Raw genomic sequence first — 23,073 nt, 5'->3', positions numbered from 1 at the left:
GCCGGACGGCTCCGGGACGTCTGCATTTGTGGAAGTTAGCGCGTCAGCCCTTCGGCCGCGGCTCCAGGATCAGCCATTTGATGATGCCCATCGCCGGCAGCACCCAGAGCAGGCCGCTGAACAGGAAGAACAGGAAATGCACGAGAGGGCCCGACTCGGATAATTGGGCGACCGCCACGATCGACGCCACCAGCGCATAGATGATGACCAGCGCCACCAGCAGGAAAGTTCCGATCAGCTTTTTCAGGCGAACAGGCATTTCGCGCTCTCTTGATCGGTATCGCTTAGGCTGATTGAGGAATGCGCGCAACCTTGCAGACATGGCGCGACGGCGTGCCGCGCCGCCCTGTCTTGCCAGCAAGCATGCTATGGTTCACCAATCCGCGACTTCAACCGGGATGAGCCCATGGCTGCCATAACCGCCGCGGCACCTTACGCTGGCCGCGATCGCGACCTGCACAACCGGGCGCTTGTGCGCGGCTGGCTCTATGTCGTGCTTCTGGTGCTGGTCGCGCTGGTGCTGGTCGGCGGCGCCACCAGGCTTACCGAGTCCGGTCTGTCGATCACCGAATGGCAGCCGATCCACGGTGTCATCCCACCGCTCAACGACGCCGAGTGGCAGGAAGAGTTCCAGCGCTACCAGCAGATCCCTCAGTACACCGAGCTCAACAAGGGCATGAGCATCGAGGCGTTCAAGTCGATCTTCTGGTGGGAATGGGTGCATCGCATCCTGGCGCGCGGCGTCGGTGTGGTCTTTGCCTTGCCGCTGCTGTTCTTCTGGGCGACACGCCGCATCGAGAGCGGCCTGGGGCCAAAGCTGGTCGGCATTCTGCTGCTTGGCGGCCTGCAGGGCGCGATCGGCTGGTGGATGGTGGCGTCCGGTCTGATCGACCGCGTCTCGGTCAGCCAGTACCGGCTGGCGACGCATCTGACACTGGCGGCACTGATCTTCACGGCAACTATGGTGGTCGCGCGTGGGCTTGCTCCGCATTCCGAGCCGGCTGCCGACCGCTCGACACAGCGACTGGCCGGGTTCATCGTGCTGCTGGCACTGGTGCAGATCTATCTGGGCGGGCTGGTCGCGGGTCTCGACGCCGGCCTCAGCTACAACACCTGGCCGCTGATGGATGGCAAGGTGATCCCCGGTGATCTCTTGCTGCTCGAGCCGGCCTGGCGCAATTTCTTCGAGAACCCGAAGACAGTGCAGTTCGTCCATCGGCTCGGCGCCTACACGATCTTCGCGGTCGCGCTCTGGCACATGATCGCCACGCGCATCCGCCTGCCCGGCACGACGCATGCCCGCCGCGCGACGCTGCTGTTCCTGATTGTCCTGGTGCAGGCCTCGATCGGCGTCGGCACGCTGTTGATGCTGGTGCCGCTGCACATGGCGCTGACGCATCAGGGTTTTGCGCTAGTTCTGCTGGGTTTTGCTGCCGCGCACTGGCGCGGCACCAAGGGCGCGTATCCGCTACCCCACCAGGTAGCCGTCAGAACCTGACGCCAGTTATTCTGGCCCCGAAGGTCACATCCAGAATTCGTTCGATGTGGTCTTCGTATCGCCGTCGAATTCGGCCTGACGGGCGACAGCGTCGGACGGTGCCGACTGCTCCTGCTGGGCGGCCTTGTCGGCGGCCTTGAGCGCGGCGAGCTTGGCCTTCAGGGCGGCGATCTCCTGCTGCAGCTTGGCGGCCTGAACCTGGTCCTCGACCGTATCTGCCTCTTCTTCCTTGGCCTGGATCTGCTTTTCGAGCGCGGCCTCCTGCGATGCGTTGCTGGATGCGCTGGATGAAGAAATCTGCGTCGCCTGAGAAGGGCTTGAAACCGCGCTGACCATGCCCCGAATCCCTTTGTGATTGCCGAATCTGTCTGTAGGCGATCATCGTGAATGGGGAGTTAGCGGAAGCGTCAGCGCGTCTATGACATCACTGGTCAGAAATCGCGCCGCACCGCCCGGATCTTCCTCGCGATCGACAGCTCTCGATTCTCGTCGGCTGCGTTGCCGTCCTCGTGGTGCCACGCTGCCGACAGGCAGCCATAGGCGATGGCGTGGCCGAGGATGGCGGGCGGGGTCTGGCCAAGCGTCCCGGCAAAGATTTCGGCCATATGCGCGATACGGTGCGGATCGAGGCAGAGATCGTCGCGCTCGAGCGGATTGTAGAACATGTTGGCTGCATCGAAGCCGGGGTCGCCGAGCACGCCTTTCGGGTCGAAGGCGAGCCAGCCGCGCGGCCCGAACATGATGTTGTCATGGTGCAGGTCGCCATGCAGCGGCCTGATGTCATGCGGGTCGGCAAGCAGCCGCTCGGCGATGGCGGCCGCCTCGACATAGAGACTGGCATGCCCGGCCGCGCGATCTGCCTTGGCCTTCCTGAACAGGCTGAAGTATCGCGTCCGCAGCGGCTGAAGGTCCGGTGGGGCAGGGTGCTTTGACGGCGAGAACAGTCTTGCCATCACCTCGGCGGCGATCGCGGTGGCGGCATTGTCGCCCTGATCGTCCAGCACCTGCGACAGCAAGGTGTCGCCGGCATATTCGAGCAGCATGCGGTGACCGTCGCGGCCGAGCAGCCGCACCGCGCCTTCGCCGCGCCGCCAGGCTAGAAAATGCTCGCCGCGCAATTCGTCAACGACATCGTCAAAGGGTTTCAGATCCTTGACGATCGCCGGCTGGCCGTCCTCGCGCAAAACCTTCCAGATGCGGCTGGAAAAGGTTTCGGCAATGAGTTCAGGCGCGCTGACCTTCCAGCGCTGCGGAAACTCCGGCATCTGCACTCAGCGCTTGATGCCGAGCATCAGGTCCATGTTCTGCACGGCCGCACCCGAGGCGCCCTTGCCGAGATTGTCGTAGACGGCGAGCAGCAGCGCCTGCGCCCGTTCGTCATTGGCGAACACGTAGACCTTCATCCGGTTCGTGCCGTTGTAGACTTCCGGATCGACCTCGGGGATGCGCTCAAGATGCGTATAGGATGCGACTTCGACTACGCCGCCCTCGATTGCCGCGTAATGGTCGGCGATCGCGGCGTGTAGCTCCGCACCTGTCGGCACGCGGTCGAGGCCGCCGAGTTGCAGCGGCACCACCGTGATCATGCCTTGCGCGAAATTGCCGACCGCCGGCTGCATGATCGGGTCATGCGACAGCTTCGCATAAGTCCTGAGTTCCGGCACATGCTTGTGCTGGAGGGTGAGCCCATAGGGCAGGAATTCCGAGGCATCCTCGCCCTTGGCGACGTAGTCCTCGATCATCGGCCGGCCGCCGCCCGAATAGCCCGAAATGCCGTTGACGGTGACCGGGAAATCCGGCGGCAGCAGGCCTGCCGACACCAGTGGCCGCAGCGTCGCGATCGGCCCTTGCGGCCAGCAGCCGGGATTGGCGACGCGCTTCGCCGAAGCGATCTTCTTCGCCTGATCCTTGTCCATCTCGGCAAAGCCGTATTGCCAGCCCTCGGCGACGCGAAACGCGGTCGAGGCATCGATCACCCTTGTGGTGTCGTTCTCGATCAGCGAAACGCTCTCCTTGGCGGCGGCATCCGGCAGGCACAGGATCGCGACATCGGCGGCATTGAGGAATTCGGCGCGGGCTGCCGTTTCCTTGCGGCGCTCGGTGGGGATCGAAATGATCTCGAGATCGCCGCGCTCGGCAAGCAGCGCCCTGATCTGCAGACCGGTCGTGCCGTGCTCACCATCGATGAAGATTTTCGGTTTCATAGCCTGATCAAATTCCCTGACATTTCAAAACTATATGCCGTGACCGTGATTCGCTGCGCCATGATTGCCGTTGTTCAGCTCTTCCTGACGAGCCTTCCGTTCGGCCACCAGGCCGAGATAGTGCATGGCGACCATCGAACCGGCGATTGCCGTTATATCGGCGTGATCGTAGGCCGGCGCAACCTCGACGACATCGGCGCCGACAATATCGACCTGGCCAAGCTGGCGCAGCGTCGACAGGATCTTGGCCGAGGACGGGCCACCGGCGACCGGCGTGCCGGTACCTGGCGCGAAGGCCGGGTCGAGGCAGTCTATGTCGAAGGTGAGGTAGGTCTTCCTGCCGCCGGTGCGGTCGACGATGGCATAGGCGATATCGGACGCCCGCATCTCCTCGATCTCGTGGCCGTAGAGGATCTTGATGCCGAATGTATCCGGCGCATGCGTGCGGATGCCGATCTGGATCGAACGGTCAGGGTCGATGATGCCTTCCTTGACGGCGCGGCCGACGAACGAACCGTGGTCGATGCGCTTGCCGTCATCAGGCCAGGTATCCTGATGGGCGTCGAACTGCACCAGCGCCAGTGGGCCGTGGATGGCGGCATGCGCCTTGAGCAATGGCCAGGTGACGAAATGGTCGCCGCCCAGCGACAACAGGAAGGCGTCTGATTTCAGGATCTTCGCCGCTTCGCGCTCGATCGTGCCGGGCGTCTTCTGGTGGTTGCCGCTGTCGAGCAGGCAATCGCCATAGTCGACCACCGCCAGGTGCTCGAACAGGTCGCGCGAGAACGGATATTGCGGGTCGTTGTCGAGGATGGCCGAAGCGCGGCGGATCGCCTGCGGCCCGAAGCGTGCGCCAGGCCTGTTGGTGACGGCGGCGTCGAAGGGAATGCCCCACACCACCGCGTCCGCGCCCTTCACGTCCTTCGTGTATCTGCGTCGCATGAACGACAGCGCGCCGGCATAGGTCGGCTCGAAGGATGCGCCCGTCTTGGAGCGGGCAGTGAAGGCGTGGTCGATGTTCTGGTTCGCCATTACGGATCCTCGGTTTGTCGGGCTGCCACAACTACAGAACCGGCACGCAACATGCCAGTCACAGTCTGGGGAGACGGAATGGCGCTCGCTGAGTGCCATGGCAGCACAGGATTTGTATCATCATGACGCAGGCCGCTTTGCTCAACCTTGCACCCGCTCCGGCAGCGACCCGGGCCGGCACGAAAGCGGGCGAGCGCTTCCTGGTGCTCGATTCCTGGCGCGGCATCTGCGCGCTGCTGGTGGCGCTGTTCCATTTCCCGACCAGCTCGATGATTTCGCAAAGCGCCTTCGTCGGCGGCTCCTATCTTTTCGTCGATTTCTTCTTTGTGCTGTCGGGCTTCGTCATCGCCAGCTCCTACGCCGACCGGCTGAACGAGCCGGACGAGGTCGCGCGTTTTGCGCTGGTGCGTTTCGGCCGCGTCTATCCGCTGCATCTTGTGATGCTCCTGGCCTTCGCCGCTTTCGAGATGCTGCGGCTGCTGCTGCCGCAATTGCACGGCACGGGGGCCGCACCTTTCACCGGCGGCTTCGACGTCAAAAGCCTGGTGACGAATCTCGTCCTGCTGCAAGGCATGGGCCTCGAGGATCATCTCTCCTGGAACGCGCCGAGCTGGAGCATCTCGGCCGAGTTCTTCACCTATCTCATGTTTGCCGGCGTTGTCTTCGTCGCAGGCCGGCGTGCCTGGATCTGGTTCGTCGCCGCCGCGCTCACCGCGCCTTTGTTCCTGCTTGCCTTCTCCGACAGGCATATGGACGTATCCTTCGATTTCGGCTTCATCCGCTGCCTTTACGGCTTTTCGCTTGGCGCGTTGCTGGCATGGTTTCAGCACGATTCCATTGCAGAGGCGCGACAGTCGCTGGCCGGCGGCCGTGCCCGGATGGCCTGGACATTGGCCGAGATCATGATGATTGCGGTGATCGGCCTTTTCGTCTCGCTGGCGGGAAGCAATGACGCTGGGATCGCGGCGCCCTTCGTGTTTGCGCTGGCGCTCTTTCTCTTTGCCCATGAGGGTGGGCTGGTCAGCGCCTTGCTACGCAGCCGGCCGATGCTGGCGCTGGGCGCGTTCTCCTACTCCATCTACATGGTCCACATCTTCGTGCAGGCGCGCATGATCAATGTCGCCGGACTGGTCGAGCGCAAGCTTGGTCTTGGGCTGGTCGGTGATATCACAGTACGAGGCGAGGCCGCGACTGGCTTCGGCGCCGCCTCGCCATGGTTTGGTTTCGCGGCAATCCTGGCGATGCTCGTTGCGGTCGTCGTTGCCTCCTGGGTTTCATGGCGTTTCGTGGAAATGCCGGCTCTGGCCTGGTTCCGCCGGCTCGCAAAGCGTATCTGAGGCGCAGCCGCGGCCGATCCGCTAGCCGGCTTCGTTCACCGGCCTGTCATGGGCATCGCCTATCCGGGGGCCGATCCGGAACGGAGCGATTCTCGATGCGAACGATCTGGCAGAGCCTTCTGTTTGCCGCAGGACTTGCCGCCTCTATTGGCCACGCCTCGGCCAGCGAAACCCGCGCCAGGCAGATCCTCGACCGCTTCGAGCACGCCAACCAGTGGCGCGACCATGTGCTGGTGGCGGCGCACCGGGCCGGCAGCATGCAGGCCGGCAAGACGCTTTACCCGGAAAATTCGATCGCCGCCGTGGAAGGCTCGATCGCCATGGGCGCCGAGATCGTCGAGGTCGACATAAGGCGTTCGAAGGACGGCGAATTCGTCGTCATGCATGACAGCTGGCTCGACCGCACGACGAATTGTAAGGGCGAGGCGGCCACCTACACCGTCGCGGAACTCAAGCGCTGCAGGCTCGTCATCGAAGGCACTGGCGCGGTCACCAATGAGACGGTCTCCACATTGCGCGAAATGCTGACGGCGACCAGGGACAAGATCCTGATCAACCTCGACAACAAGCTCGATGTTCAGGCTCTGCCGGGCATGATCGCGGTCGCCCGCGATCTCGGCATGGCCGATCAGGTCATCGTCAAGGAGAACCTCTGGAACCAGCAACGGATAGACAGCGTCAAGAGGGCCCTGGCTCGGACCGGCGGCGGCTTCCAGTTCATGCCGATCATCGCCGACGACGCCGTGCATGACGCAGCCTTCGCCGAACAGGTCGGCAAGGCTTTTTCGCCCGGTGCGATCGAGCTCATCAACTGGCGGGCTGGGGCCGAGACTCTGACCGAGACTGGCGGTCCGTTGTTCAGCACCCGCATGCGCGCCGTGTCGGTGCGGGGTGGCTGGCACATCTGGGCCAACACCTACGCCATCGTCAACAAGCCGGGCGGTTTTCTCTCCGGTGGCCGTGGCGACGAGCTGGCGGTGCAGGCCAGCCTGCCAGCCGAGACCTATGGCTTCTGGGCCGAGCGCGGCGCCACCATCATCCAGACCGACGAGCCAAAGGCGGCGATCGGTTGGCTGGCGGCGAATGGTTTTCGCGTGCCCTATGCCGACGACGCAAGGCCTGCTGAGCCCGCCAACACGGCGAGCATCAACTAGAAACCAGACGCTGGCGCCACACCACTGGCCTGGTAAGGCCATGCAGCGACGACCTCCTACCTCCCTTGATGGGGAGGTCGCGCCGCTGGCGCGGGTGGGGTGACCGCCCAGCCCTCGAAGGTTGCTTTCAGGCGGCCATCGCCACGCCGTCCAATTCCTCAAGCACATCCGCCGGCAGTGCGAGTTCGGCTGCAGCGAGGTTCTCCCGCAAATGCGCGACGGACGATGTGCCGGGGATCAGCAGGATGTTGGGTGCGCGGCCCAGCAGCCAGGCGAGCGCGACCTGCATCTGCGTGGCGCCGAGGCGCGCCGCAACGTCCGACAAGGTCGACGATTGCAGCGGGTTGAAGCCGCCGAGCGGGAAGAACGGCACATAGGCGATGCCGTCGCGGCCAAGGTCGTCGATCAGGGCGTCGTCACCTCGATGCGCCAGATTGTACTGGTTCTGCACGCAGACGATCTCGGCGATCCGGCGTCCTTCCGCGATCTGCGCCGACGTCACGTTGCTCAGTCCGATGTGCCTCACCAGACCTTGCCGCTGAAGCTCGGCCAAGACTGTAAGCGGCGCCTCGATCGAGCCTTCGGCGGGACCATGCGTGTCGAACATGACCCTGAGGTTGACCACGTCCAGCACGTCGAGCCCGAGATTGTTGAGATTGTCGTGCACCGCCTGGGTCAGCGCTTCCGGCGAGAACGCCGGCAGCCATGATCCGTCAGCGCCGCGGCGGGCTCCTATCTTGGTGACGATGACGAGGTCGTCGGGGTAGGGCGCCAGCGCTTCGCGGATCAGCAGGTTGGTGACGTGCGGACCGTAGAAGTCGCTGGTGTCGATGTGGTCGACGCCGGATGCGACGGCTTCGCGCAGCACGGCCAGTGCCGCGTCGCGATCCCTGGGCGGGCCGAAGACGCCGGGGCCGGCGAGTTGCATGGCGCCATAGCCAAGCCGTTTTACGGAGTGGTCGCCGAGAGCAAATCTACCGGAGTGGTCGATGCGGGACATGATCTATCTCCTTTTCAAGCAATGCAGAGATAGGCGTTGGTCCATGCCACGATAATCCGGTACAATCCGCACGGCTTGTGCAGGAATGCGAACGGTGAATGTCGACCTGGGTGATCTCAACGCCTTCCTGGCGGTCGCGCATGCCGGTGGTTTTCGCGAGGGTGCGCGTGCCAGGGGCGGCAGCGCATCGGGCCTGAGCGAGGCGGTCCGCCGCCTGGAGGCGCAACTCGGCGTCAGATTGTTCAATCGCACGACGCGCAGCGTCGCCTTGACCGACGCCGGTGCCGGTTTGCTGGCGCGGCTCGGCCCAGCCCTGAACGAGGTCGAGGCGGCACTCGATGTGGTGAACGGATTTCGCGACCGGCCGGCCGGCACGTTGCGCCTCAACGTACCGGTCAGCGCGGCGCGCCTGGTGCTGCCCGCAATCGTCCCGCGATTTCTCGCCGCCTATCCCGGCATCCGGCTGGAGGTGATCGCCGAAGAGGGCTTTGTCGACGTGCTGGCCGCCGGCTGCGACGCCGGCATCCGCTATGACGAGCGGCTGGAGCAGGACATGATTGCGGTGCCGATCGGACCGCGCGTGCAGCGCTTCGCTGCAGCCGCCAGCCCTGCCTATCTCGACCGCCATGGGAGACCAGAACATCCAGGCGACCTGCTCGGCCATGCTTGCCTGCGCGGTCGTTTCGCCAGCGGCGCGATGCCGCCTTGGGAGTTCGAGCGCGACGGCGAGGTGGTGCGGGTCGATCCAACCGGGCCGCTTCTCGTGACCCTGGGCGGGGCTGCCGATCTCGCCGTCGATGCAGCCATCGCCGGCACCGGCATTGTCTGCCTCTTCGAGGACTGGCTTCGCCCTTACATCGACAGCGGCGTGCTCGAACCCGTCCTCGAACCCTGGTGGCAGAGTTTTTCGGGACCGTTCCTCTACTATCCCGGCCGGCGCCTTGTCCCGGCGCCGTTGCGGGCGTTCATAGACTTCGTCAAGGATGGCGGGGCCTGAGGCACGCCAACGGAAAAGGCCGCCCGGAGGCGGCCTTTGGATCGTCCGAACTTCGTAGCGCTTAGCGCTTCGAGAACTGGAAGGAGCGGCGGGCCTTCGCCTTGCCGTACTTCTTGCGCTCGACGACGCGGCTGTCGCGGGTCAGGAAGCCACCCTTCTTGAGCACGGCGCGCAGCGTCGGCTCGTAATAGGTCAGTGCCTTGGAGATGCCGTGACGCACGGCACCCGCCTGGCCGGACAGGCCGCCGCCGACAACGGTGGCGACGATGTCGTACTGGCCGGCGCGGTTGGCCGCGACGATCGGCTGGTTGAGGATCATCTGCAGGACCGGACGCGCGAAATAGGTCGCGAATTCCTTGTCGTTGACGACGATCTTGCCGGAACCCGGCTTCACCCAGACACGTGCGATGGCGTTCTTGCGCTTGCCGGTGGCATAGGCGCGGCCCGACTTGTCGAGCTTCTGGACATGGACGGGTGCAGCCGGCTGCGTATTGAGGTTGCCGGTAGCCGTTCCGAGTTCTGCGAGCGAGGAAAGCTCAGCCATCTTACGAAGCCTTCTTGTTCTTGGCGTTCAGCGCGCCTACGTCGAGGGTGACGGGCTGCTGGGCGACATGCGGATGTTCCGTGCCTGCATAGACGCGGAGATTCTTCATCTGGCGGCGACCGAGCGGGCCACGCGGGATCATGCGTTCGACGGCCTTCTCGACGACGCGCTCGGGGAAACGGCCCTCGAGCAGCTGGCGCGCGGTGCGCTCCTTGATGCCGCCGGGGTGGCCGGTGTGCCAGTAATAGACCTTGTCGGTGAACTTCTTGCCGGTGAACACCACCTTGTCGGCGTTGATGACGATGACGTTGTCGCCGTCGTCGACATGCGGGGTGAAGGTGGGCTTGTGCTTGCCGCGCAGATGGTTGGCGATGACAGTGGCGAGGCGGCCGACGACGAGACCTTCGGCGTCGATCAGCACCCACTTCTTCACCACATCCGCAGGCTTCTGCGAAAAGGTTGGCATGGATTTATCGCTTTCGGTTTGACCTTCCCCATCCACGAATGACAAGGAAAGGCGTTTCTTGTTGCTTGGATTGGCAACAGGCGCTTGCCCGACGCCAATAACAAAACGGCGGCCTTTGCGGGCCGCTGCTTCGTATGGGCTTATAGGGGAGGGCGTTGTAGGCGTCAAGGTGCATGAAAAGCGTGCCGGCGCGCAAAATGTAGCAAAAACAATTGGTTGATAAAAAGGTATTATTTTACCACATCAAAAATGCGGCGGCATGGCCGCCTAATGCTTTGCCTCGATTTCCTTGCGGGCCGCGCTGGACAGAAATGCAGATCGGGTTATGCCCCGTTCGCGCGCCGCGGCATCGATCGCTCGCAGAACGCCCCGCTCGAAAGTGACGTTTGCCCTGACCACGGCGCTGTCATTGTCGATCAGCGGCACCGAGACCAGATAGCCGCCTTCGGCGAGCGCACTGCGGATATCTGGAAGTGCAAGGACCGCTTCGTGGCTCGACGGCTCGGGAACGGGCATATCTTCCGCCCATAATTGCAGGGCCTCAACGGCATTCGGAACGATATCTTCTGCTTCGTCCGCAGCCGAAAAGCAGCCAGGAATGTCGGGAAAGCGGATGCCGAATGCGCTGTCGGGGTCTTTATCGACCAATGCGAAATAGTTTTTCATAATGGGTCTCCGGAGCGCTTCATCTTAGCCAGCCTGCCTGCTTGGCGATCGCGCGAGCAGTGCCGGTTGGCAGATCCTTCTCAGGATGGGGGACAATCAGCACGATCGCGCCCTTGCGGAATTTGTGATGCGAGCCGCGCACGGAAATCAGTTCGAAACCTTCATCCTTGAGACGTTTCACGATCTTACGGCTGTCACGTTCCAGCAAAGGCTACCTATGCGCATATATATACACATCAAGTAAAAATTCAATTGTCAGGACGACGCCCGCTTCGGCGGTATCGAATAGGTGCCGGTTGCATGCGCCACCGTCTGTCCGTCCGGTCCGGCGACGATGTCGATGTCGAACACCATCAGGCTTTTGCCGAACTTCAGGATGCGGCAGTGGCCGTCGATCGGCCCGGCCTCGGCCTTGCGGACAAAATTGATGTTGAGGTTGGTGGTCACCGACAGCGCGTCCGGTCCGGCATGCGAGAGCATGCAGACATAGCCGCCGATGTCGGCCAGCGTGAACAGCGACGGGCCAGACACCGTGCCGCCGGGGCGCAGATGCCGCGCGTCGGCATTGAGCCGCACCGTGCAGCCGCCGGGAAACACCTCGAGCGCCTGGTAGAAGGCGAACTGGTCGTTGAGCTGCGGGTAGACGGTTCCCATCAGCGCGTTGACTTCCGCCGCCGACAGCACCGGTTTGAGATTGTCTTGGGCGGGCATTGGCGGTTTCCTACATGGAGCCGGTATGGGCTCAGCAACTGGTCCAATTGTCGGGGTCGAGAAAACACGTCTCGCGGCTTTTCTTCAATCGGCAGCGTGCTAGTTCTTTTGTTCCATGGCTCGCGAATCCACAGAGCGGGCATACAGAGAGGTTTGGACCCATGGCCGAAATCGTCGCCATCAAGCCGGTCGTCGCCGAAGGTCCGGTTGTCTCACAACAGGACAAGGGCGTGCTGCGGCTGACGCTCGCCAGCCCGCCGGCCAATGCCTTGTCGCTTGCGGTTATGGCGGCTTTGGCGGCCGAACTCGATCGCGCAAAGGCCGACAAGTCCGTCCGCGTCATCATCCTGGCCGCGACCGGAAAAGTGTTTTGCGCCGGGCACGATCTCAAGGAACTGACCTTGCATCGCGCCGACGCCGACAAGGGCAAGGCGTTCTTCGAACAGACCTTCGCCGCTTGCGCGGCGCTGATGCAGACGATCGTGCGCCACCCGAGACCCGTCATCGCCGAGGTCGACGGCCTGGCCACCGCCGCCGGCCTGCAGCTGGTCGCCAGCTGCGACCTCGCCATCGCCTCGCATGAGGCGACCTTCTGCACGCCCGGCGTCAATATCGGCCTGTTCTGCTCGACGCCGATGGTGGCGCTGTCGCGCAACGTCTCGCGCAAGCATGCCATGGAGATGCTTCTGACCGGCGAGACAATCGATGCGGCGACGGCCAAGGAATTCGGCCTCGTCAACCGCATCGTGCCGCGCGAATACCTGAATCAGATTGTCATCAAATACGCGCAAACCATTGCTTCCAAATCATCTTTGGTCGTGAAGTCCGGCAAGGAAGCTTTCTACGCACAGGCCGAGATGGGGTTGGCGGATGCCTATGCCTATACCGGCCGCGTCATGGTGGAAAACATGCTGGCCCGCGAAGCCGAGGAAGGCATCGGCGCCTTCATGGGCAAGCGCAAGCCGGAGTGGAAGGAGGACTAGAAATGGAGCCGCGCATCTCCATCATCACCATCGCCACCGACGATCTTGAGCGGGCCGTGCGCTTCTACGAGGCGATGGGGCTGAAACGCCATGCCGGGATCACCGAGGGAGTCGCCTTCTTCCAGATGGGCGGCGCCATTCTCGGCCTGTTTCCGCGTGCCAGCGCCGAGGAGGATTCGGGCGTCACCTTCGCCGGGGCACCGTCGGCGGTCTACCTCGCCTACAACACCCGCTCCGACGCCGAGGTCGACGAGGTGCTTGCCATGGTCGAGAGGGCCGGCGGCCGTATCGTCAAGCCGGCAAGCCGCGCCTTCTGGGGCGGCTGGTACGGCTATTTCGCCGATGCAGACGGGCATGTCTGGGAAGTGGCACACAATCCGGCCTTTCCGATCGCGGAAGACGGCTCGATTTCCCTACCGGCCTGACCGCATCCGCATGGCGCCTCGCAAGCAACTGACGCGGCTGAAGGCGCCCTACCTCAAGCGCATCCTGCTCGAGCCGGCACGGGTAGCGGACTGGGAAAAATACCCGTGGCACCTACCGATCTTCCGTGAGCGCGAATTCCAGCTCGAATTCACCACGCCGATCACCATCATCGTCGGCGAGAACGGCACCGGCAAATCGACGCTGCTGGAGGCAATCGGCGCGCTGGCCGGTTACGACGAGGCCGGCGGCGGCAAGGGCTACAGGCCGGTCGATCATACCGCCGCCATCGACAAGAGTGGCGCGGCGCTTGCCGACACGCTACGCGGCCGAAAGCGCGCTTTCACCGACGCGGCAGATTGAACTGCTCAAGCTGCTCAGGCGGATGGACCGGTCAGGCACGGCGCAGGTGATCATGGCGACGCATTCGCCGCTGCTGATGGCCTGTCCCGGCGCGCGTCTCTTCCGCATTAGCCGCTTCGGGCTCGATCCGGTCGATTTTCAGGATACCGACCATTTCCGCATGATGCGCAATTTCTGCAACGATCCGGATGGTTTTCTCACCGAGGCGTTGTATGAGGACGAGGCATGAACCACGACAGCTACGACAATGCCTACATCGGCGGCATCCTCAATTCGGTGAAGACCATCGCCATGGTCGGCGCGTCGCCCAACGACGTGCGGCCAAGCTTTTTCGTGCTGAAATACCTTTTAGCCAAGGGGTTCTGGGTGTTCCCGATCAATCCGGGACATGCCGGCAAGGAGATCCTCGGCCGGACGGTCTATGCCAGGCTCGCCGATCTCCCTGAACCCATCGACATGGTCGACATCTTTCGCGGTTCAGCGGCCGTGCCTGGCGTCATTGAGGAGATTTTGCGGCTAGATCCCTTGCCGAAGGTCGTCTGGATGCAGCTTGGCGTGCGCCATGACGAGGCCGGCGCGCGCGCCGAGGCTGCCGGCATGAAGGTGGTGATGAACCGCTGCCCCAAGATCGAATACGGCAAGCTGTCCGGCGAGATCGGCTGGACCGGCGTCAACTCGGGCGTGCTGTCGTCGAAGAAGCCGCTGATGCGCCAGGGATTCCAGAGTTTTGGCGTTCGCCAGAAGTAGAAGCAAAATTATTCCGTAGGCTGACGCATTTTCTCGCTCACCGGGCGCCGATCGCTCGCCGAAAGGCATTTTCTTCTTTGCATTCGCAAGCGCGCTTCGCCAAGAATGCCCGGCGATTTTGAGAGATTTCAAAGGGAGGTTTTCGATGACCCGTACGCCCGGTTTCAACACGCTCGCCGTTCATGCCGGCGCCAAGCCTGATCCGGCGACGGGGGCACGGGCGACCCCGATCTACCAGACCACCTCCTTTGTCTTCGACGATGCCGATCATGCCGCCTCGCTGTTCGGGCTGAAGGCGTTCGGCAATATCTACACCCGCATCATGAACCCGACGCAGGCGGTGCTCGAGGAACGCGTTGCCGCGCTTGAGGGCGGCACGGCAGCACTTGCGGTCGCATCGGGTCATGCCGCGCAGATCCTGGTCTTCCACAACCTCATGCAGCCAGGCGACAATTTCGTCGCCGCGACAAGGCTTTACGGCGGCTCGATCAACCAGTTCGGTCATGCCTTCAAGAACTACGGCTGGCAGGTGCGCTGGGCCGACACGGACGAAGTCTCGACCTTCGAGAGCCAGATCGACGACAGAACCAAGGCGATCTTCATCGAGAGCCTGGCCAATCCGGGCGGTGTCTTCGTCGACATCGAGAAGATCGGCGATATCGCCCGCAAGCACGGCCTGCCGCTGATCGTCGACAACACGCTGGCCTCGCCCTATCTGGTGCGGCCGATCGAGCATGGTGCCGACATCGTCGTCCATTCGCTGACCAAGTTCATCGGCGGCCACGGCAATTCGATCGGTGGCGCCATCGTCGACGGCGGCACCTTCGACTGGTCGAAGTCGGGCAAATACCCGATGCTGTCGGAACCGCGCCCCGAATATGGCGGCATCGTCCTGCACGAGACCTTCGGCAACTTCGCCTTCGCCATCGCCGCGCGCGTGCTCGGCCTGCGCGACATCGGCCCGGCGATCTCGCCGTTCAACGCCTTCCTGATCCTGACCGGGCTGGAAACCCTGCCGCTGCGCATGCAGCGCCACTGCGACAACGCCGTGACGGTTGCCGGCTGGCTCTCCAACCACCCCAAGGTCGCCTGGGTGAACTATCCTGGCCTGCCCAGCGACAAGAACAACGCCCTGCAGAAGAAATACTCGCCGCTCGGCGCCGGTGCCGTCTTCACCTTCGGTCTCAAGGGCGGCTATGCGGCGGGCGTCAAATTCGTCGAGGCGCTCGAACTTTTCTCGCACCTTGCCAATGTCGGCGACACCAAGTCGCTGGTCATCCACCCGGCCTCGACCACGCATCGCCAGCTTTCCGACGAGCAGAAGGTCAAGGCGGGCGCCGGGCCCGACACGGTCAGGCTTTCTATCGGCATCGAGGATGTCAACGACATCGTCGCCGATCTGGAACAGGCGCTGGACAAGGTCTGAGATCATGACCACGCCGAACTTTCTGTCCGTCGATATCGACAGCGTCGAGCCGGAGGCCGGTGCGCCGGCGCCGGATCGTCTGATCTCGGGCGATCCGAAATTCCGTACCTGGAACGTCGAGGAGCGCGACGGCGGTCTCTATGCCGGCATCTGGGAATCGACGCCGGGCAAATGGCGCATCGTCTATGACGAGTGGGAGTTCTGCCACATCCTGTCGGGCGTCTCGGTCATCGCCGAGGAGGGTGGCGAAGAGCGCACTGTCAGGGTCGGCGACAGCTTCGTGCTTCGGCCCGGTTTCAAGGGTAGCTGGGAAGTGCTCGAAACCACCCGCAAGGAGTATGTAATCAAGCTTTGACGGCCTGTCGGCGGATCAGAGCAGGCGGTCGATATCGCTGCCGGAAAATCCGTATTCGCCCATCATCTCTCGATGCCATGTGCTTCCCAGCAGGTGGCCAAGACAGGAATCGATGCGTTGAAGCAGCGCCGCATTGCCCTTGGCCAGCGCGAAAGCGCCGGCCGCCGGTTGCTTTTCCTCTGCCGGAACGTTGATGACCGCGAGATCTGCCTCGGGGTGCCTGCCCAGATAGCCGCGATGCGCCATGGCGACGCTGGCATAGGCATGCACCGCACCGGCCGCAACGGCGTCAGCCGCTTCGGCCTGCGTGGCGAAGATCCTGATGCGCTCGGACGGAACATTGTTTTGCAGGGCTGTCTGATGCTGGACCTGGCCTGAGATGACGCCGATCAGGGCTGCCCCGTCCTCGGCGACGGATCGATAGCCGTCGAAGTCGCGCGGATTGTTTTTCGCGACCAGAAGCCCGTCCGGCAGCATCCAGATCGGCCGGGTGAAGTCGACGAGCTTCAATCGTTCGTCCGAAATGAACAGTCCCGTGGTCATGTCCCAGCGGCCCGAGGCGAGCCCGGGAAGCAGTTCGGCGAACTCTGTCTCGATGGGCGAAAAGCTCTCCAGTTCCAACAGCTGGCAAACCTTGTCGGCGAGCATGGCGTCGCAGCCTCCCAGAACCGCCGATGCGTCGGTGAAGCAGAAGGGAGGCTCCTGCAGGAACGCGAATCTCATTGTCTCAATCATCTGGTCCTGTCGCTGGTCTGAAAGCCACCGCGAGCCTTTCCAGCCCATGGAAATGAAAGGTGTCGCGGAAGCGCGGCCCTTCCGCAAGGTGGAGCCGGGGCTGTCGATCGAACAAGGTCTTCAGGGACACCTGCAATTCCAGCCTCGCCAGCGGCGCGCCGATGCAGAAATGGATGCCGGCGCCGAACGAGACGTTCTTCTGGTCCCCGCGTCCGGGCCGGAAAGCGCCGGGTTCGGCAAAGGCCAGGGGATCGTGATTGGCCATGCCGAGCAGCAGCGCGATCTTGTCGCCAGGCTTGAGCAAGATCCCAGGCCCGGCCTCGATCTCCTCATAGGCATAGCGCAGGAACATATGCAGCGGCGCGTCGAAGCGCAGGCATTCCTCCACCGTTGCCGCAGTCGCGTCCGGCGTGGTGAAGAAGCGGCTGGGGTCACCGCCTTGCGCCAGGATCGAACGCACGGCATTGCCGGTCTGGTGCACGGTCGCCTCATGGCCGGCATTGAGCAGCAGGATGGCCGAGGACAACAGTTCGTCCTCCGACAGTTTCTGGCCGTCCTCCTGCGCCGCGATCAGCAGCGACAACAGGTCGTCGCCCGGCTGCTTGCGCCGCTCGGCGACATAGCCGCGCAAAAAGTCGGAAAAGTCGCGCGCGGCGCGATTGGCTGTCTCCTCGGTCTCACGCGTGCGGCCATGCATGTACATGGCAACCATCTTGTGCGACCAGTCGAGCAGTTGCGGCCCCATCTCGACCGGCACGCCGAGCATTTCGGCAATGATGGTGATCGGCAAGGGCGAGGCGAAGGACGGCAGCAGGTCGACCCCGTCAGGCTCGAACCGGTCGATCAACTCGTTGGCTAAAGCCCCGACACGCGGCCTGAGCCGCTCGACCTGGCGCGAGACGAAGGCGCGGTTGACCAGCGTCCGCAGCCTGGTGTGGACCGGCGGCTCGAGCTCCAGCATCGAATTCGCCTCGATGCCGTCGAAGGCGCGGAGATGCGAGCGGTCAGCACCGACGCCGCGGCCGTCGGGAATGCCGGCCGGGTTCTGGCGGCCGAAGCGGCGGTCGCGCAGCAGGCGGTTGACGTCGTCGAAGCCGCCAAAGCACCAGAAGCCGTAATCCTCCCAGAAGAAGGCACTCGATGCGCCATGCAGGAAGGCATAGGTCTCGTATGGGTTCTGGAAGAACGCCGGTTCATGCGGATCGAGCCGCAACCGGCGATTGGCTGGATCAAACACGAGATAGGAAGGCATCAATTCGGTCATGCCAGATGATTAGCGCGCCTTGCCTGCCCGCTGCCAGACCGTATGTTGGCGCCCGGCAACCCAATGTATTGAGCCAGAAGAAGCGGCTGCGGAAGGATGGTTTCGATGAACGTGATTGTGGTCGGTGCGGGCATTGCCGGACTTTCGACGGCGTGGTCGCTGGTCAAGGCCGGCCATAGCGTGTCGATCGTCGAGCAGGGGCCGATCCCCAATCCGCTTGCCGCGTCCGGCGATCACCATCGCGTCATCCGTCGCGCCTACCGTGCCGGAACCGGCTATGGCCGGCTCATCACCGAAGCCTATGAAGCCTGGGACGAGATGTGGGTCGATCTCGGCGAGAGCCATCTCGACGCGCGCGGCTTCCTCTGCATCTCGCGCGAGCCGGGCGACGAGGCCGAGGAATACCGCGAAGGTCTGGAAGAGGGGAATTTTCCGTTCGAATTGTTCGCGCCTGACGCTGCGGTCGAGCGCTGGCCGTTCCTCGAGCCCAATTCGTTCCGCTACGCCTATTTCTCGACGGAAGGCGGCGCCCTGCATTGCCGCAGGATCGCCTCGGGCCTCGCGGCATGGCTACGCGCCAACGACGCCAACATCTATGAGCACAGCAGGGTGACGGAGGTCGACGCCGAGGCAGGCCGCATCGTGCTGGCCTCTGGCGAGACCATGCAGGCCGACCGCATCGTCGTCGCGGCCGGCGCCTGGGTGCTGAAACTGTTTCCGGAACTCGGCGGCGAACTGAAGACTTTTCGCACCGCGCTCGCCTATGTCGAACCGCCGGCGGATCTGAAAGCGACCTGGGAGGCGGCCCCCGTTGTCCTCGACGTTGGCGGCACCACCGACGGTTATATTATCCCGATCTCGCGTGGCGCCGGCATGAAATTCGGTTCCGGCCTGCACAGGGTGCCGACCAGCGACGCCGACTGGAACCGCGAGCCGGTGCCGGGCGAGGGGGAGGCGATCCGCAACCTGTTTTCGCCGCCCATCGCCCGCATCGAGGAATACGAAGTGACCGAAGTCGTCACCTGCGCCTATACCTTCACCGCCGAGGAGAAGTTTTTGGCGCATGAGAAAGGCAAATGCCTGATCGTCTCGGCCTGCTCCGGCCATGGCTACAAATTCGGTGCTGCGGTCGGCCGGCGCGTGGCGGCGGCAGTCGGCGACGGCGACATTGCCGGCCTGAAGAAATGGCTGCGGGCGGAGGTGGCCTGATGGGCATTCCATGACGGACGCATCCTCAGAGACCATACTGGCAGGGCTAAGACGGTCGCTTCCGTCGTCGTATGTTGATTTTCTCAAGCAACACGATGGAGGCGAATGGGTTTGGGGTGCCGACCTTGTCGCTATCTGGAGCGCTAAGCAGTTGGTGCCGTTCAACCGCGAGTATCGTGTTGAAACCCGCACACCTGGTCTGCTTCTGTTTGGCTCTGATGGCAGTGCCGAAGCCTATGGGTTCGACCTGCGCTCACCAGCTATGTCTGTGGTTCGAGTTCCATTTATCGGCATGAACTGGAAGTTGGCGATTGCCATCGCGAAGGATTTTGGCGACTGGCGAAGTGCGCTGGAACCCCGCCGGATCGACAGTTCTCGCGTTGGAATGCAACTTGCGGAACTCAAACCAGTCCTGCTTGGCGGAGACCCCGTGGATTCCGCCAACAAGGTATGGCTGACACGCGACCAGCATTTTGAGTACGTGCGGTTCTGGAATGATGTTGTTACGGCTGCCGGTTCGAAGTCGACCTCTCAATAGCTCTTGGCAAGAACCGAGGGTTGGGAAGTCCTAATGCGGCCACTCGATTGACGACTCCCGATCCTAGTCCGGGCAGTGCCGAGCAATATGCACGCGCCGCCACTTGGTGGAGCCCTCTCGCACCAGCACTCGGCGCGCTACCCTCTGGTATGAAGGCGCAATCTCGGTGATGCGGCGTCGTTCCGGCCGCACCAGTACTTCCCGGGCGACACTTTCATATTCAGCCGGAAGGACCACGCGCCGCGTGCGCTCGGGCTCGACGACCACCGTTTCGGCAACGCGCGCATATCGCGCCTTGCGCCAGACCTTGCACAGCACCTTGCGGCCGTGGATGACGCGCCACTCCCAGGCATAGCCGCCATCGTCGACCTTGACCGTGTGGTAGATGGTGCGCGTGATCGCCGGCACGACCTCATAAGTGACGCGAGGCGGCGCGATCTGCTCCACGCTCTCGCTCGTGCCATAGATCGGCGGATCGTAATCGACCAGCTGCCCGCCAGGGCTCACCATCACGTCCTCATAGACGGTGTCGTAGAGGGCCGGCCTGTGCTCTGGTTCATAACATTCAAGCGCGCGGCCGCCAGCCGCGGTTTCGGACGCGGTGGCAAGGATTGCGAGGCTGGCAACGGCGAGCGATGCAGGACTTTTCTGGATCATGACACGCCCCCTTCGCGAACTCGTGGTACAGTTCAACGCAGAAAGTGTAGCGCAAGGCGTATCGCGGGAAAGTGATTTTGCCGCGTTTCGTTAAGCGGCGCGGTTAAGGAATTGCTACCGGGCGCCGCCGCAATTCCTTGCGCTCAACGCTTGATTCGACTTAACCAGATGGCTAGGAGGGGCGGCCTTGCGCTAGGGTGAGCCGGCATCCTATTTACAACGTAACCGTCAAGAACCGATTCTGCCCGACTTGCTCATTTCCCGGCGCCGGAATCCCATCTCCAAAAAGGGATAGTCATGAAGAACCCCGTCGAAACCTACATGAACCTCGTTCCGATGGTGGTCGAACAGACCAATCGCGGCGAGCGGGCCTACGACATTTTCTCGCGCCTGCTGAAAGAGCGCATCATCTTCATCACCGGCCCGGTCGAGGACGGCATGGCGACGCTGGTTTGTGCACAGCTTTTGTTCCTCGAGGCCGAGAACCCGAAGAAGGAAATCAACCTCTACATCAATTCGCCGGGCGGCGTCGTCACCTCGGGCATGGCGATCTACGACACCATGCAGTTCATCAAGCCGGCGGTGTCGACGCTGTGCATCGGTCAGGCCGCCTCGATGGGCTCGCTGCTGCTCTGCGCCGGCCAAAAGGACATGCGCTTTGCCACGCCGAACGCCCGCATCATGGTTCACCAGCCTTCCGGCGGCTTCCAGGGCCAGGCGTCCGACATCGAGCGCCATGCCCAGGACATCATCAAGCTGAAGCGCCGTCTCAACGAGGTCTATGTCAAGCACACCGGCAAGAGCTACGACGAGATCGAAAAGACGCTCGACCGCGACCATTTCATGACCGCCGACGAGGCCAAGGATTTCGGCCTCATCGACAAGGTCATTTCGACGCGCGAACCGGTCGAAGGTGTTGCCGCATAAGCCCGCAATGGCAGCTGGATGGCGGGGATAACGCGCTTTTGGTGCGGTTTGCGGCATTTCGGCCACAATTGGCTGTTCCCTCGACGGTTGGGATTGCCTACGTTAAGGCTATGTTGATTTTCGACGGCTTAGCTTTGCGTGGGGTTTGTGCGAATCATTGCGACGTTTTCTGATTTGTGTTTCGTTCGGAATACGTTGTGTGAGTTGGGACACTGGCGGCGGCGAATTCCCGCGATAGATTGAATTATGCGCCCTTTCAGCCAGACCATCGGCGGGCGGCCATGAAAGGACTGGAAAATGAGCAAGGTTGGCAGCAACGGCGGCGATTCCAAGAACACGCTCTATTGCTCGTTTTGCGGCAAAAGCCAGCACGAAGTGCGCAAGCTGATCGCCGGTCCGACGGTCTTCATCTGCGACGAGTGCGTCGAACTCTGCATGGACATCATCCGCGAGGAGAACAAGACCTCGATGGTGAAGTCGCGCGAAGGCGTGCCGACACCGCAGGAGATCCTCAAGGTCCTCGACGACTATGTTATCGGCCAGCCCTACGCCAAGCGCGTGCTGTCGGTGGCCGTCCACAATCATTACAAGCGCCTCGCGCATGCCGGCAAGAACAACGACGTCGAGCTGGCCAAGTCCAACATCCTTTTGATCGGCCCGACCGGTTGCGGCAAGACGCTGCTGGCGCAGACGCTCGCCCGCATCATCGACGTTCCCTTCACCATGGCCGACGCCACGACGCTGACCGAGGCCGGTTACGTCGGTGAGGACGTCGAGAACATCATCCTGAAGCTGCTGCAGTCGGCCGACTACAATGTCGAGCGCGCCCAGCGCGGCATCGTCTACATCGACGAGATCGACAAGATCTCGCGCAAGTCCGACAACCCCTCGATCACCCGCGACGTGTCGGGCGAGGGCGTGCAGCAGGCGCTGCTGAAGATCATGGAAGGCACGGTCGCGTCGGTGCCGCCGCAGGGCGGCCGGAAGCATCCGCAGCAGGAATTCCTGCAGGTCGACACCGCCAACATCCTGTTCATCTGCGGCGGCGCCTTCGCCGGGCTGGACAAGATCATTTCGGATCGCGGCAGAAAAACCTCGATCGGCTTCGGCGCCATCGTCGCTTCGCCCGAGGATCGCCGCACCGGCGACGTTTTCCGCCTGGTCGAGCCCGAGGATCTGCTGAAGTTCGGTCTCATTCCCGAGTTTGTCGGCCGTCTGCCGGTCCTGGCGACGCTGGAAGACCTCGACGAGCCGGCACTGATCCAGATCCTGACCGAGCCGAAGAATGCGCTGGTCAAGCAGTATCAGCGCCTGTTCGAGATGGAGAATGTCGACCTGACCTTCCACGAGAACGCGCTGTCGGCGATCGCCAAGCGCGCCATCGAGCGCAAGACCGGCGCGCGTGGCCTGCGCTCGATCATGGAAGCGATCCTGCTCGACACCATGTTCGAGCTGCCGGCGCTGGAAGGCGTGCGCGAAGTGGTTATTTCGGAAGAGGTGGTGTCCGGCAACGCCCGGCCGCTCTACATCTATTCCGAGCAGAAGGAGAAGAAGGGCAACGTCAGCGCCTGACGTGAGCCTCAGACAGGATTTTGAAACGGCGCCCGCGAGGCGCCGTTTTGCTGTAGGCCGTTTCATGCCGCGCAACGACGGATCGGATGGACCAGCCGGTGTTGACCCTTGATCTTTGCCCCTCGGGCATCCAACTAACAGCAGAAGGCCGCCGGGCCGAATTCTGTGCTGTAAAACTCCCGTCACAAACGGTGGTAGGCGGAACGACCGTCGGTCGCTAATATGAGATTCGCGGTTGGCCGATTGGTGGCCGCGACATGAAAGG

The 23,073-nt window shown here is 63.0% G+C and carries 27 protein-coding genes and 1 pseudogene; 14 read left to right on the top strand and 14 right to left on the bottom strand.

From position 1 onward, the window contains the following. Window positions 1-43: 43 nt before the first annotated feature. Window positions 44-259, bottom strand: a complete 216-nt coding sequence (locus DH08_RS09420) for a DUF2842 domain-containing protein (protein WP_192179038.1) — start codon at window positions 257-259, stop codon at window positions 44-46. A 147-nt stretch (window positions 260-406) separates the two neighbouring features. Between DH08_RS09420 and DH08_RS09415 the strand changes: the two genes are divergently transcribed. Further along, on the top strand, window positions 407-1,498 hold the full coding sequence (locus DH08_RS09415) for a COX15/CtaA family protein (RefSeq protein WP_192179037.1): 1,092 nt from the start codon (window positions 407-409) through the stop codon (window positions 1,496-1,498). A 24-nt stretch (window positions 1,499-1,522) separates the two neighbouring features. On the opposite strand, the gene DH08_RS09410 is transcribed toward DH08_RS09415, so the two are convergent. From DH08_RS09410 to speB, 4 genes are all read right to left on the bottom strand, one after another. Further along, window positions 1,523-1,834 carry a hypothetical protein gene (locus tag DH08_RS09410; protein ID WP_192179036.1) on the bottom strand — a complete coding sequence of 104 codons (312 nt, stop codon included), beginning with the start codon at window positions 1,832-1,834 and terminating at the stop codon, window positions 1,523-1,525. Between the two features lie 95 nt (window positions 1,835-1,929). After that, a complete protein-coding gene (locus DH08_RS09405) occupies window positions 1,930-2,763 on the bottom strand; it encodes an aminoglycoside phosphotransferase family protein (RefSeq protein WP_192179035.1) in 834 nt (277 codons plus the stop codon). Window positions 2,764-2,769: 6 nt separating this feature from the next. Next, window positions 2,770-3,702, bottom strand: coding sequence for an N-acetyl-gamma-glutamyl-phosphate reductase (gene argC / locus DH08_RS09400; protein WP_192179034.1), 933 nt, complete (start codon window positions 3,700-3,702; stop codon window positions 2,770-2,772). A 30-nt stretch (window positions 3,703-3,732) separates the two neighbouring features. Further along, entirely contained in the window at window positions 3,733-4,734 is a 1,002-nt protein-coding gene (speB, locus tag DH08_RS09395; RefSeq protein WP_192179033.1) for an agmatinase, read from the bottom strand. A gap of 122 nt (window positions 4,735-4,856) precedes the next feature. Between speB and DH08_RS09390 the strand changes: the two genes are divergently transcribed. Continuing rightward, entirely contained in the window at window positions 4,857-6,071 is a 1,215-nt protein-coding gene (locus DH08_RS09390) for an acyltransferase family protein (RefSeq protein ID WP_192179032.1), read from the top strand. Between the two features lie 95 nt (window positions 6,072-6,166). Beyond that, the gene (locus DH08_RS09385) at window positions 6,167-7,225 is read left to right on the top strand and encodes a glycerophosphodiester phosphodiesterase family protein (RefSeq protein WP_192179031.1); all 1,059 of its coding nucleotides are present in this window, start codon (window positions 6,167-6,169) and stop codon (window positions 7,223-7,225) included. 127 nt (window positions 7,226-7,352) lie between these two features. Here DH08_RS09385 and DH08_RS09380 read toward each other — a convergent pair whose 3' ends face one another. Beyond that, complete coding sequence (locus DH08_RS09380; RefSeq protein ID WP_192179030.1) at window positions 7,353-8,225, bottom strand: aldo/keto reductase family oxidoreductase; 873 nt, start codon at window positions 8,223-8,225, stop codon at window positions 7,353-7,355. Between the two features lie 94 nt (window positions 8,226-8,319). Here DH08_RS09380 and DH08_RS09375 point away from each other — a divergent pair, with 94 nt between their 5' ends. Then, the gene (locus DH08_RS09375; protein WP_192179029.1) at window positions 8,320-9,222 is read left to right on the top strand and encodes a LysR substrate-binding domain-containing protein; all 903 of its coding nucleotides are present in this window, start codon (window positions 8,320-8,322) and stop codon (window positions 9,220-9,222) included. A 61-nt stretch (window positions 9,223-9,283) separates the two neighbouring features. On the opposite strand, the gene rpsI is transcribed toward DH08_RS09375, so the two are convergent. From rpsI to DH08_RS09350, 5 genes are all read right to left on the bottom strand, one after another. After that, window positions 9,284-9,766, bottom strand: coding sequence for a 30S ribosomal protein S9 (rpsI, locus tag DH08_RS09370; protein ID WP_192179028.1), 483 nt, complete (start codon window positions 9,764-9,766; stop codon window positions 9,284-9,286). Window position 9,767: 1 nt separating this feature from the next. Further along, window positions 9,768-10,232 (bottom strand): 50S ribosomal protein L13, encoded by a 465-nt coding sequence (gene rplM / locus DH08_RS09365; protein ID WP_006201860.1) that lies wholly within the window; start codon window positions 10,230-10,232, stop codon window positions 9,768-9,770. A 267-nt stretch (window positions 10,233-10,499) separates the two neighbouring features. Next, window positions 10,500-10,898 carry a type II toxin-antitoxin system HicB family antitoxin gene (locus DH08_RS09360; protein WP_192179027.1) on the bottom strand — a complete coding sequence of 133 codons (399 nt, stop codon included), beginning with the start codon at window positions 10,896-10,898 and terminating at the stop codon, window positions 10,500-10,502. Window positions 10,899-10,917: 19 nt separating this feature from the next. Further along, on the bottom strand, window positions 10,918-11,103 hold the full coding sequence (locus DH08_RS09355) for a type II toxin-antitoxin system HicA family toxin (protein ID WP_192179067.1): 186 nt from the start codon (window positions 11,101-11,103) through the stop codon (window positions 10,918-10,920). 50 nt (window positions 11,104-11,153) lie between these two features. Further along, window positions 11,154-11,609, bottom strand: coding sequence for a PaaI family thioesterase (locus DH08_RS09350; protein WP_192179026.1), 456 nt, complete (start codon window positions 11,607-11,609; stop codon window positions 11,154-11,156). Window positions 11,610-11,770: 161 nt separating this feature from the next. Here DH08_RS09350 and DH08_RS09345 point away from each other — a divergent pair, with 161 nt between their 5' ends. The 6 genes and pseudogenes from DH08_RS09345 (at window position 11,771) to DH08_RS09320 (ending at window position 15,906) form a co-directional block, all read left to right on the top strand. Then, window positions 11,771-12,592: an enoyl-CoA hydratase gene (locus DH08_RS09345; protein ID WP_192179025.1), complete on the top strand. Its 822-nt coding sequence runs from the start codon at window positions 11,771-11,773 to the stop codon at window positions 12,590-12,592. 2 nt (window positions 12,593-12,594) lie between these two features. Next, window positions 12,595-13,017, top strand: coding sequence for a VOC family protein (locus DH08_RS09340; protein WP_192179024.1), 423 nt, complete (start codon window positions 12,595-12,597; stop codon window positions 13,015-13,017). A 10-nt stretch (window positions 13,018-13,027) separates the two neighbouring features. Next, window positions 13,028-13,607, top strand: a pseudogene (locus tag DH08_RS09335) (AAA family ATPase). Further along, on the top strand, window positions 13,604-14,125 hold the full coding sequence (locus DH08_RS09330; RefSeq protein ID WP_192179023.1) for a CoA-binding protein: 522 nt from the start codon (window positions 13,604-13,606) through the stop codon (window positions 14,123-14,125). The pseudogene DH08_RS09335 and the gene DH08_RS09330 overlap by 4 nt, the downstream one beginning before the upstream one ends. A 145-nt stretch (window positions 14,126-14,270) precedes the next feature. After that, complete coding sequence (locus tag DH08_RS09325) at window positions 14,271-15,551, top strand: O-acetylhomoserine aminocarboxypropyltransferase (protein WP_192179022.1); 1,281 nt, start codon at window positions 14,271-14,273, stop codon at window positions 15,549-15,551. A gap of 4 nt (window positions 15,552-15,555) precedes the next feature. Then, window positions 15,556-15,906, top strand: coding sequence for a cupin domain-containing protein (locus DH08_RS09320; protein WP_192179021.1), 351 nt, complete (start codon window positions 15,556-15,558; stop codon window positions 15,904-15,906). 15 nt (window positions 15,907-15,921) lie between these two features. Here the strand turns inward: DH08_RS09320 and DH08_RS09315 are convergent, their stop codons facing one another. Beyond that, the gene (locus DH08_RS09315) at window positions 15,922-16,629 is read right to left on the bottom strand and encodes a transporter substrate-binding domain-containing protein (RefSeq protein ID WP_246800747.1); all 708 of its coding nucleotides are present in this window, start codon (window positions 16,627-16,629) and stop codon (window positions 15,922-15,924) included. Window positions 16,630-16,633: 4 nt separating this feature from the next. After that, window positions 16,634-17,905, bottom strand: a complete 1,272-nt coding sequence (locus DH08_RS09310) for a cytochrome P450 (RefSeq protein WP_192179019.1) — start codon at window positions 17,903-17,905, stop codon at window positions 16,634-16,636. Window positions 17,906-18,010: 105 nt separating this feature from the next. Between DH08_RS09310 and DH08_RS09305 the strand changes: the two genes are divergently transcribed. After that, on the top strand, window positions 18,011-19,114 hold the full coding sequence (locus tag DH08_RS09305; protein ID WP_192179018.1) for an NAD(P)/FAD-dependent oxidoreductase: 1,104 nt from the start codon (window positions 18,011-18,013) through the stop codon (window positions 19,112-19,114). Window positions 19,115-19,124: 10 nt separating this feature from the next. After that, window positions 19,125-19,652 carry an SMI1/KNR4 family protein gene (locus tag DH08_RS09300; RefSeq protein ID WP_192179017.1) on the top strand — a complete coding sequence of 176 codons (528 nt, stop codon included), beginning with the start codon at window positions 19,125-19,127 and terminating at the stop codon, window positions 19,650-19,652. A gap of 63 nt (window positions 19,653-19,715) precedes the next feature. On the opposite strand, the gene DH08_RS09295 is transcribed toward DH08_RS09300, so the two are convergent. Next, window positions 19,716-20,309, bottom strand: a complete 594-nt coding sequence (locus tag DH08_RS09295; RefSeq protein WP_192179016.1) for a hypothetical protein — start codon at window positions 20,307-20,309, stop codon at window positions 19,716-19,718. A 297-nt stretch (window positions 20,310-20,606) separates the two neighbouring features. Here DH08_RS09295 and clpP point away from each other — a divergent pair, with 297 nt between their 5' ends. Continuing rightward, the gene (gene clpP, locus DH08_RS09290) at window positions 20,607-21,236 is read left to right on the top strand and encodes an ATP-dependent Clp endopeptidase proteolytic subunit ClpP (RefSeq protein WP_192179015.1); all 630 of its coding nucleotides are present in this window, start codon (window positions 20,607-20,609) and stop codon (window positions 21,234-21,236) included. A 297-nt stretch (window positions 21,237-21,533) separates the two neighbouring features. Next, window positions 21,534-22,808 (top strand): ATP-dependent Clp protease ATP-binding subunit ClpX, encoded by a 1,275-nt coding sequence (gene clpX / locus DH08_RS09285; RefSeq protein WP_120015555.1) that lies wholly within the window; start codon window positions 21,534-21,536, stop codon window positions 22,806-22,808. The last annotated feature ends 265 nt before the right edge of the window (window positions 22,809-23,073 follow it).

The sequence above is a fragment of the Mesorhizobium amorphae genome (assembly GCF_014843845.1).
In the GTDB taxonomy this organism is placed as follows: domain Bacteria; phylum Pseudomonadota; class Alphaproteobacteria; order Rhizobiales; family Rhizobiaceae; genus Mesorhizobium; species Mesorhizobium amorphae_A.
Note: the sequence above shows the minus strand (reverse complement) of the source record. Positions and strands in the feature narration are given on the sequence as shown.

What these genes read in the sequence shown, in the direction of transcription:
- DH08_RS09340 (WP_192179024.1), top strand. Translation starts at nt 12,595, where the DNA reads ATGGAGCCGCGCATCTCCATCATCACCATCGCCACCGACGATCTTGAG.
- DH08_RS09380 (WP_192179030.1), bottom strand. Translation starts at nt 8,225, where the DNA reads ATGTCCCGCATCGACCACTCCGGTAGATTTGCTCTCGGCGACCACTCC.
- clpP (WP_192179015.1), top strand. Translation starts at nt 20,607, where the DNA reads ATGAAGAACCCCGTCGAAACCTACATGAACCTCGTTCCGATGGTGGTC.
- DH08_RS09350 (WP_192179026.1), bottom strand. Translation starts at nt 11,609, where the DNA reads ATGCCCGCCCAAGACAATCTCAAACCGGTGCTGTCGGCGGCGGAAGTC.
- DH08_RS09325 (WP_192179022.1), top strand. Translation starts at nt 14,271, where the DNA reads ATGACCCGTACGCCCGGTTTCAACACGCTCGCCGTTCATGCCGGCGCC.
- DH08_RS09415 (WP_192179037.1), top strand. Translation starts at nt 407, where the DNA reads ATGGCTGCCATAACCGCCGCGGCACCTTACGCTGGCCGCGATCGCGAC.
- DH08_RS09320 (WP_192179021.1), top strand. Translation starts at nt 15,556, where the DNA reads ATGACCACGCCGAACTTTCTGTCCGTCGATATCGACAGCGTCGAGCCG.
- DH08_RS09420 (WP_192179038.1), bottom strand. Translation starts at nt 259, where the DNA reads ATGCCTGTTCGCCTGAAAAAGCTGATCGGAACTTTCCTGCTGGTGGCG.
- DH08_RS09315 (WP_246800747.1), bottom strand. Translation starts at nt 16,629, where the DNA reads ATGAGATTCGCGTTCCTGCAGGAGCCTCCCTTCTGCTTCACCGACGCA.
- DH08_RS09295 (WP_192179016.1), bottom strand. Translation starts at nt 20,309, where the DNA reads ATGATCCAGAAAAGTCCTGCATCGCTCGCCGTTGCCAGCCTCGCAATC.
- argC (WP_192179034.1), bottom strand. Translation starts at nt 3,702, where the DNA reads ATGAAACCGAAAATCTTCATCGATGGTGAGCACGGCACGACCGGTCTG.
- DH08_RS09310 (WP_192179019.1), bottom strand. Translation starts at nt 17,905, where the DNA reads ATGACCGAATTGATGCCTTCCTATCTCGTGTTTGATCCAGCCAATCGC.
- DH08_RS09410 (WP_192179036.1), bottom strand. Translation starts at nt 1,834, where the DNA reads ATGGTCAGCGCGGTTTCAAGCCCTTCTCAGGCGACGCAGATTTCTTCA.
- rplM (WP_006201860.1), bottom strand. Translation starts at nt 10,232, where the DNA reads ATGCCAACCTTTTCGCAGAAGCCTGCGGATGTGGTGAAGAAGTGGGTG.
- clpX (WP_120015555.1), top strand. Translation starts at nt 21,534, where the DNA reads ATGAGCAAGGTTGGCAGCAACGGCGGCGATTCCAAGAACACGCTCTAT.
- DH08_RS09385 (WP_192179031.1), top strand. Translation starts at nt 6,167, where the DNA reads ATGCGAACGATCTGGCAGAGCCTTCTGTTTGCCGCAGGACTTGCCGCC.
- DH08_RS09360 (WP_192179027.1), bottom strand. Translation starts at nt 10,898, where the DNA reads ATGAAAAACTATTTCGCATTGGTCGATAAAGACCCCGACAGCGCATTC.
- DH08_RS09305 (WP_192179018.1), top strand. Translation starts at nt 18,011, where the DNA reads ATGAACGTGATTGTGGTCGGTGCGGGCATTGCCGGACTTTCGACGGCG.
- rpsI (WP_192179028.1), bottom strand. Translation starts at nt 9,766, where the DNA reads ATGGCTGAGCTTTCCTCGCTCGCAGAACTCGGAACGGCTACCGGCAAC.
- speB (WP_192179033.1), bottom strand. Translation starts at nt 4,734, where the DNA reads ATGGCGAACCAGAACATCGACCACGCCTTCACTGCCCGCTCCAAGACG.
- DH08_RS09330 (WP_192179023.1), top strand. Translation starts at nt 13,604, where the DNA reads ATGAACCACGACAGCTACGACAATGCCTACATCGGCGGCATCCTCAAT.
- DH08_RS09390 (WP_192179032.1), top strand. Translation starts at nt 4,857, where the DNA reads ATGACGCAGGCCGCTTTGCTCAACCTTGCACCCGCTCCGGCAGCGACC.
- DH08_RS09345 (WP_192179025.1), top strand. Translation starts at nt 11,771, where the DNA reads ATGGCCGAAATCGTCGCCATCAAGCCGGTCGTCGCCGAAGGTCCGGTT.
- DH08_RS09405 (WP_192179035.1), bottom strand. Translation starts at nt 2,763, where the DNA reads ATGCCGGAGTTTCCGCAGCGCTGGAAGGTCAGCGCGCCTGAACTCATT.
- DH08_RS09300 (WP_192179017.1), top strand. Translation starts at nt 19,125, where the DNA reads ATGACGGACGCATCCTCAGAGACCATACTGGCAGGGCTAAGACGGTCG.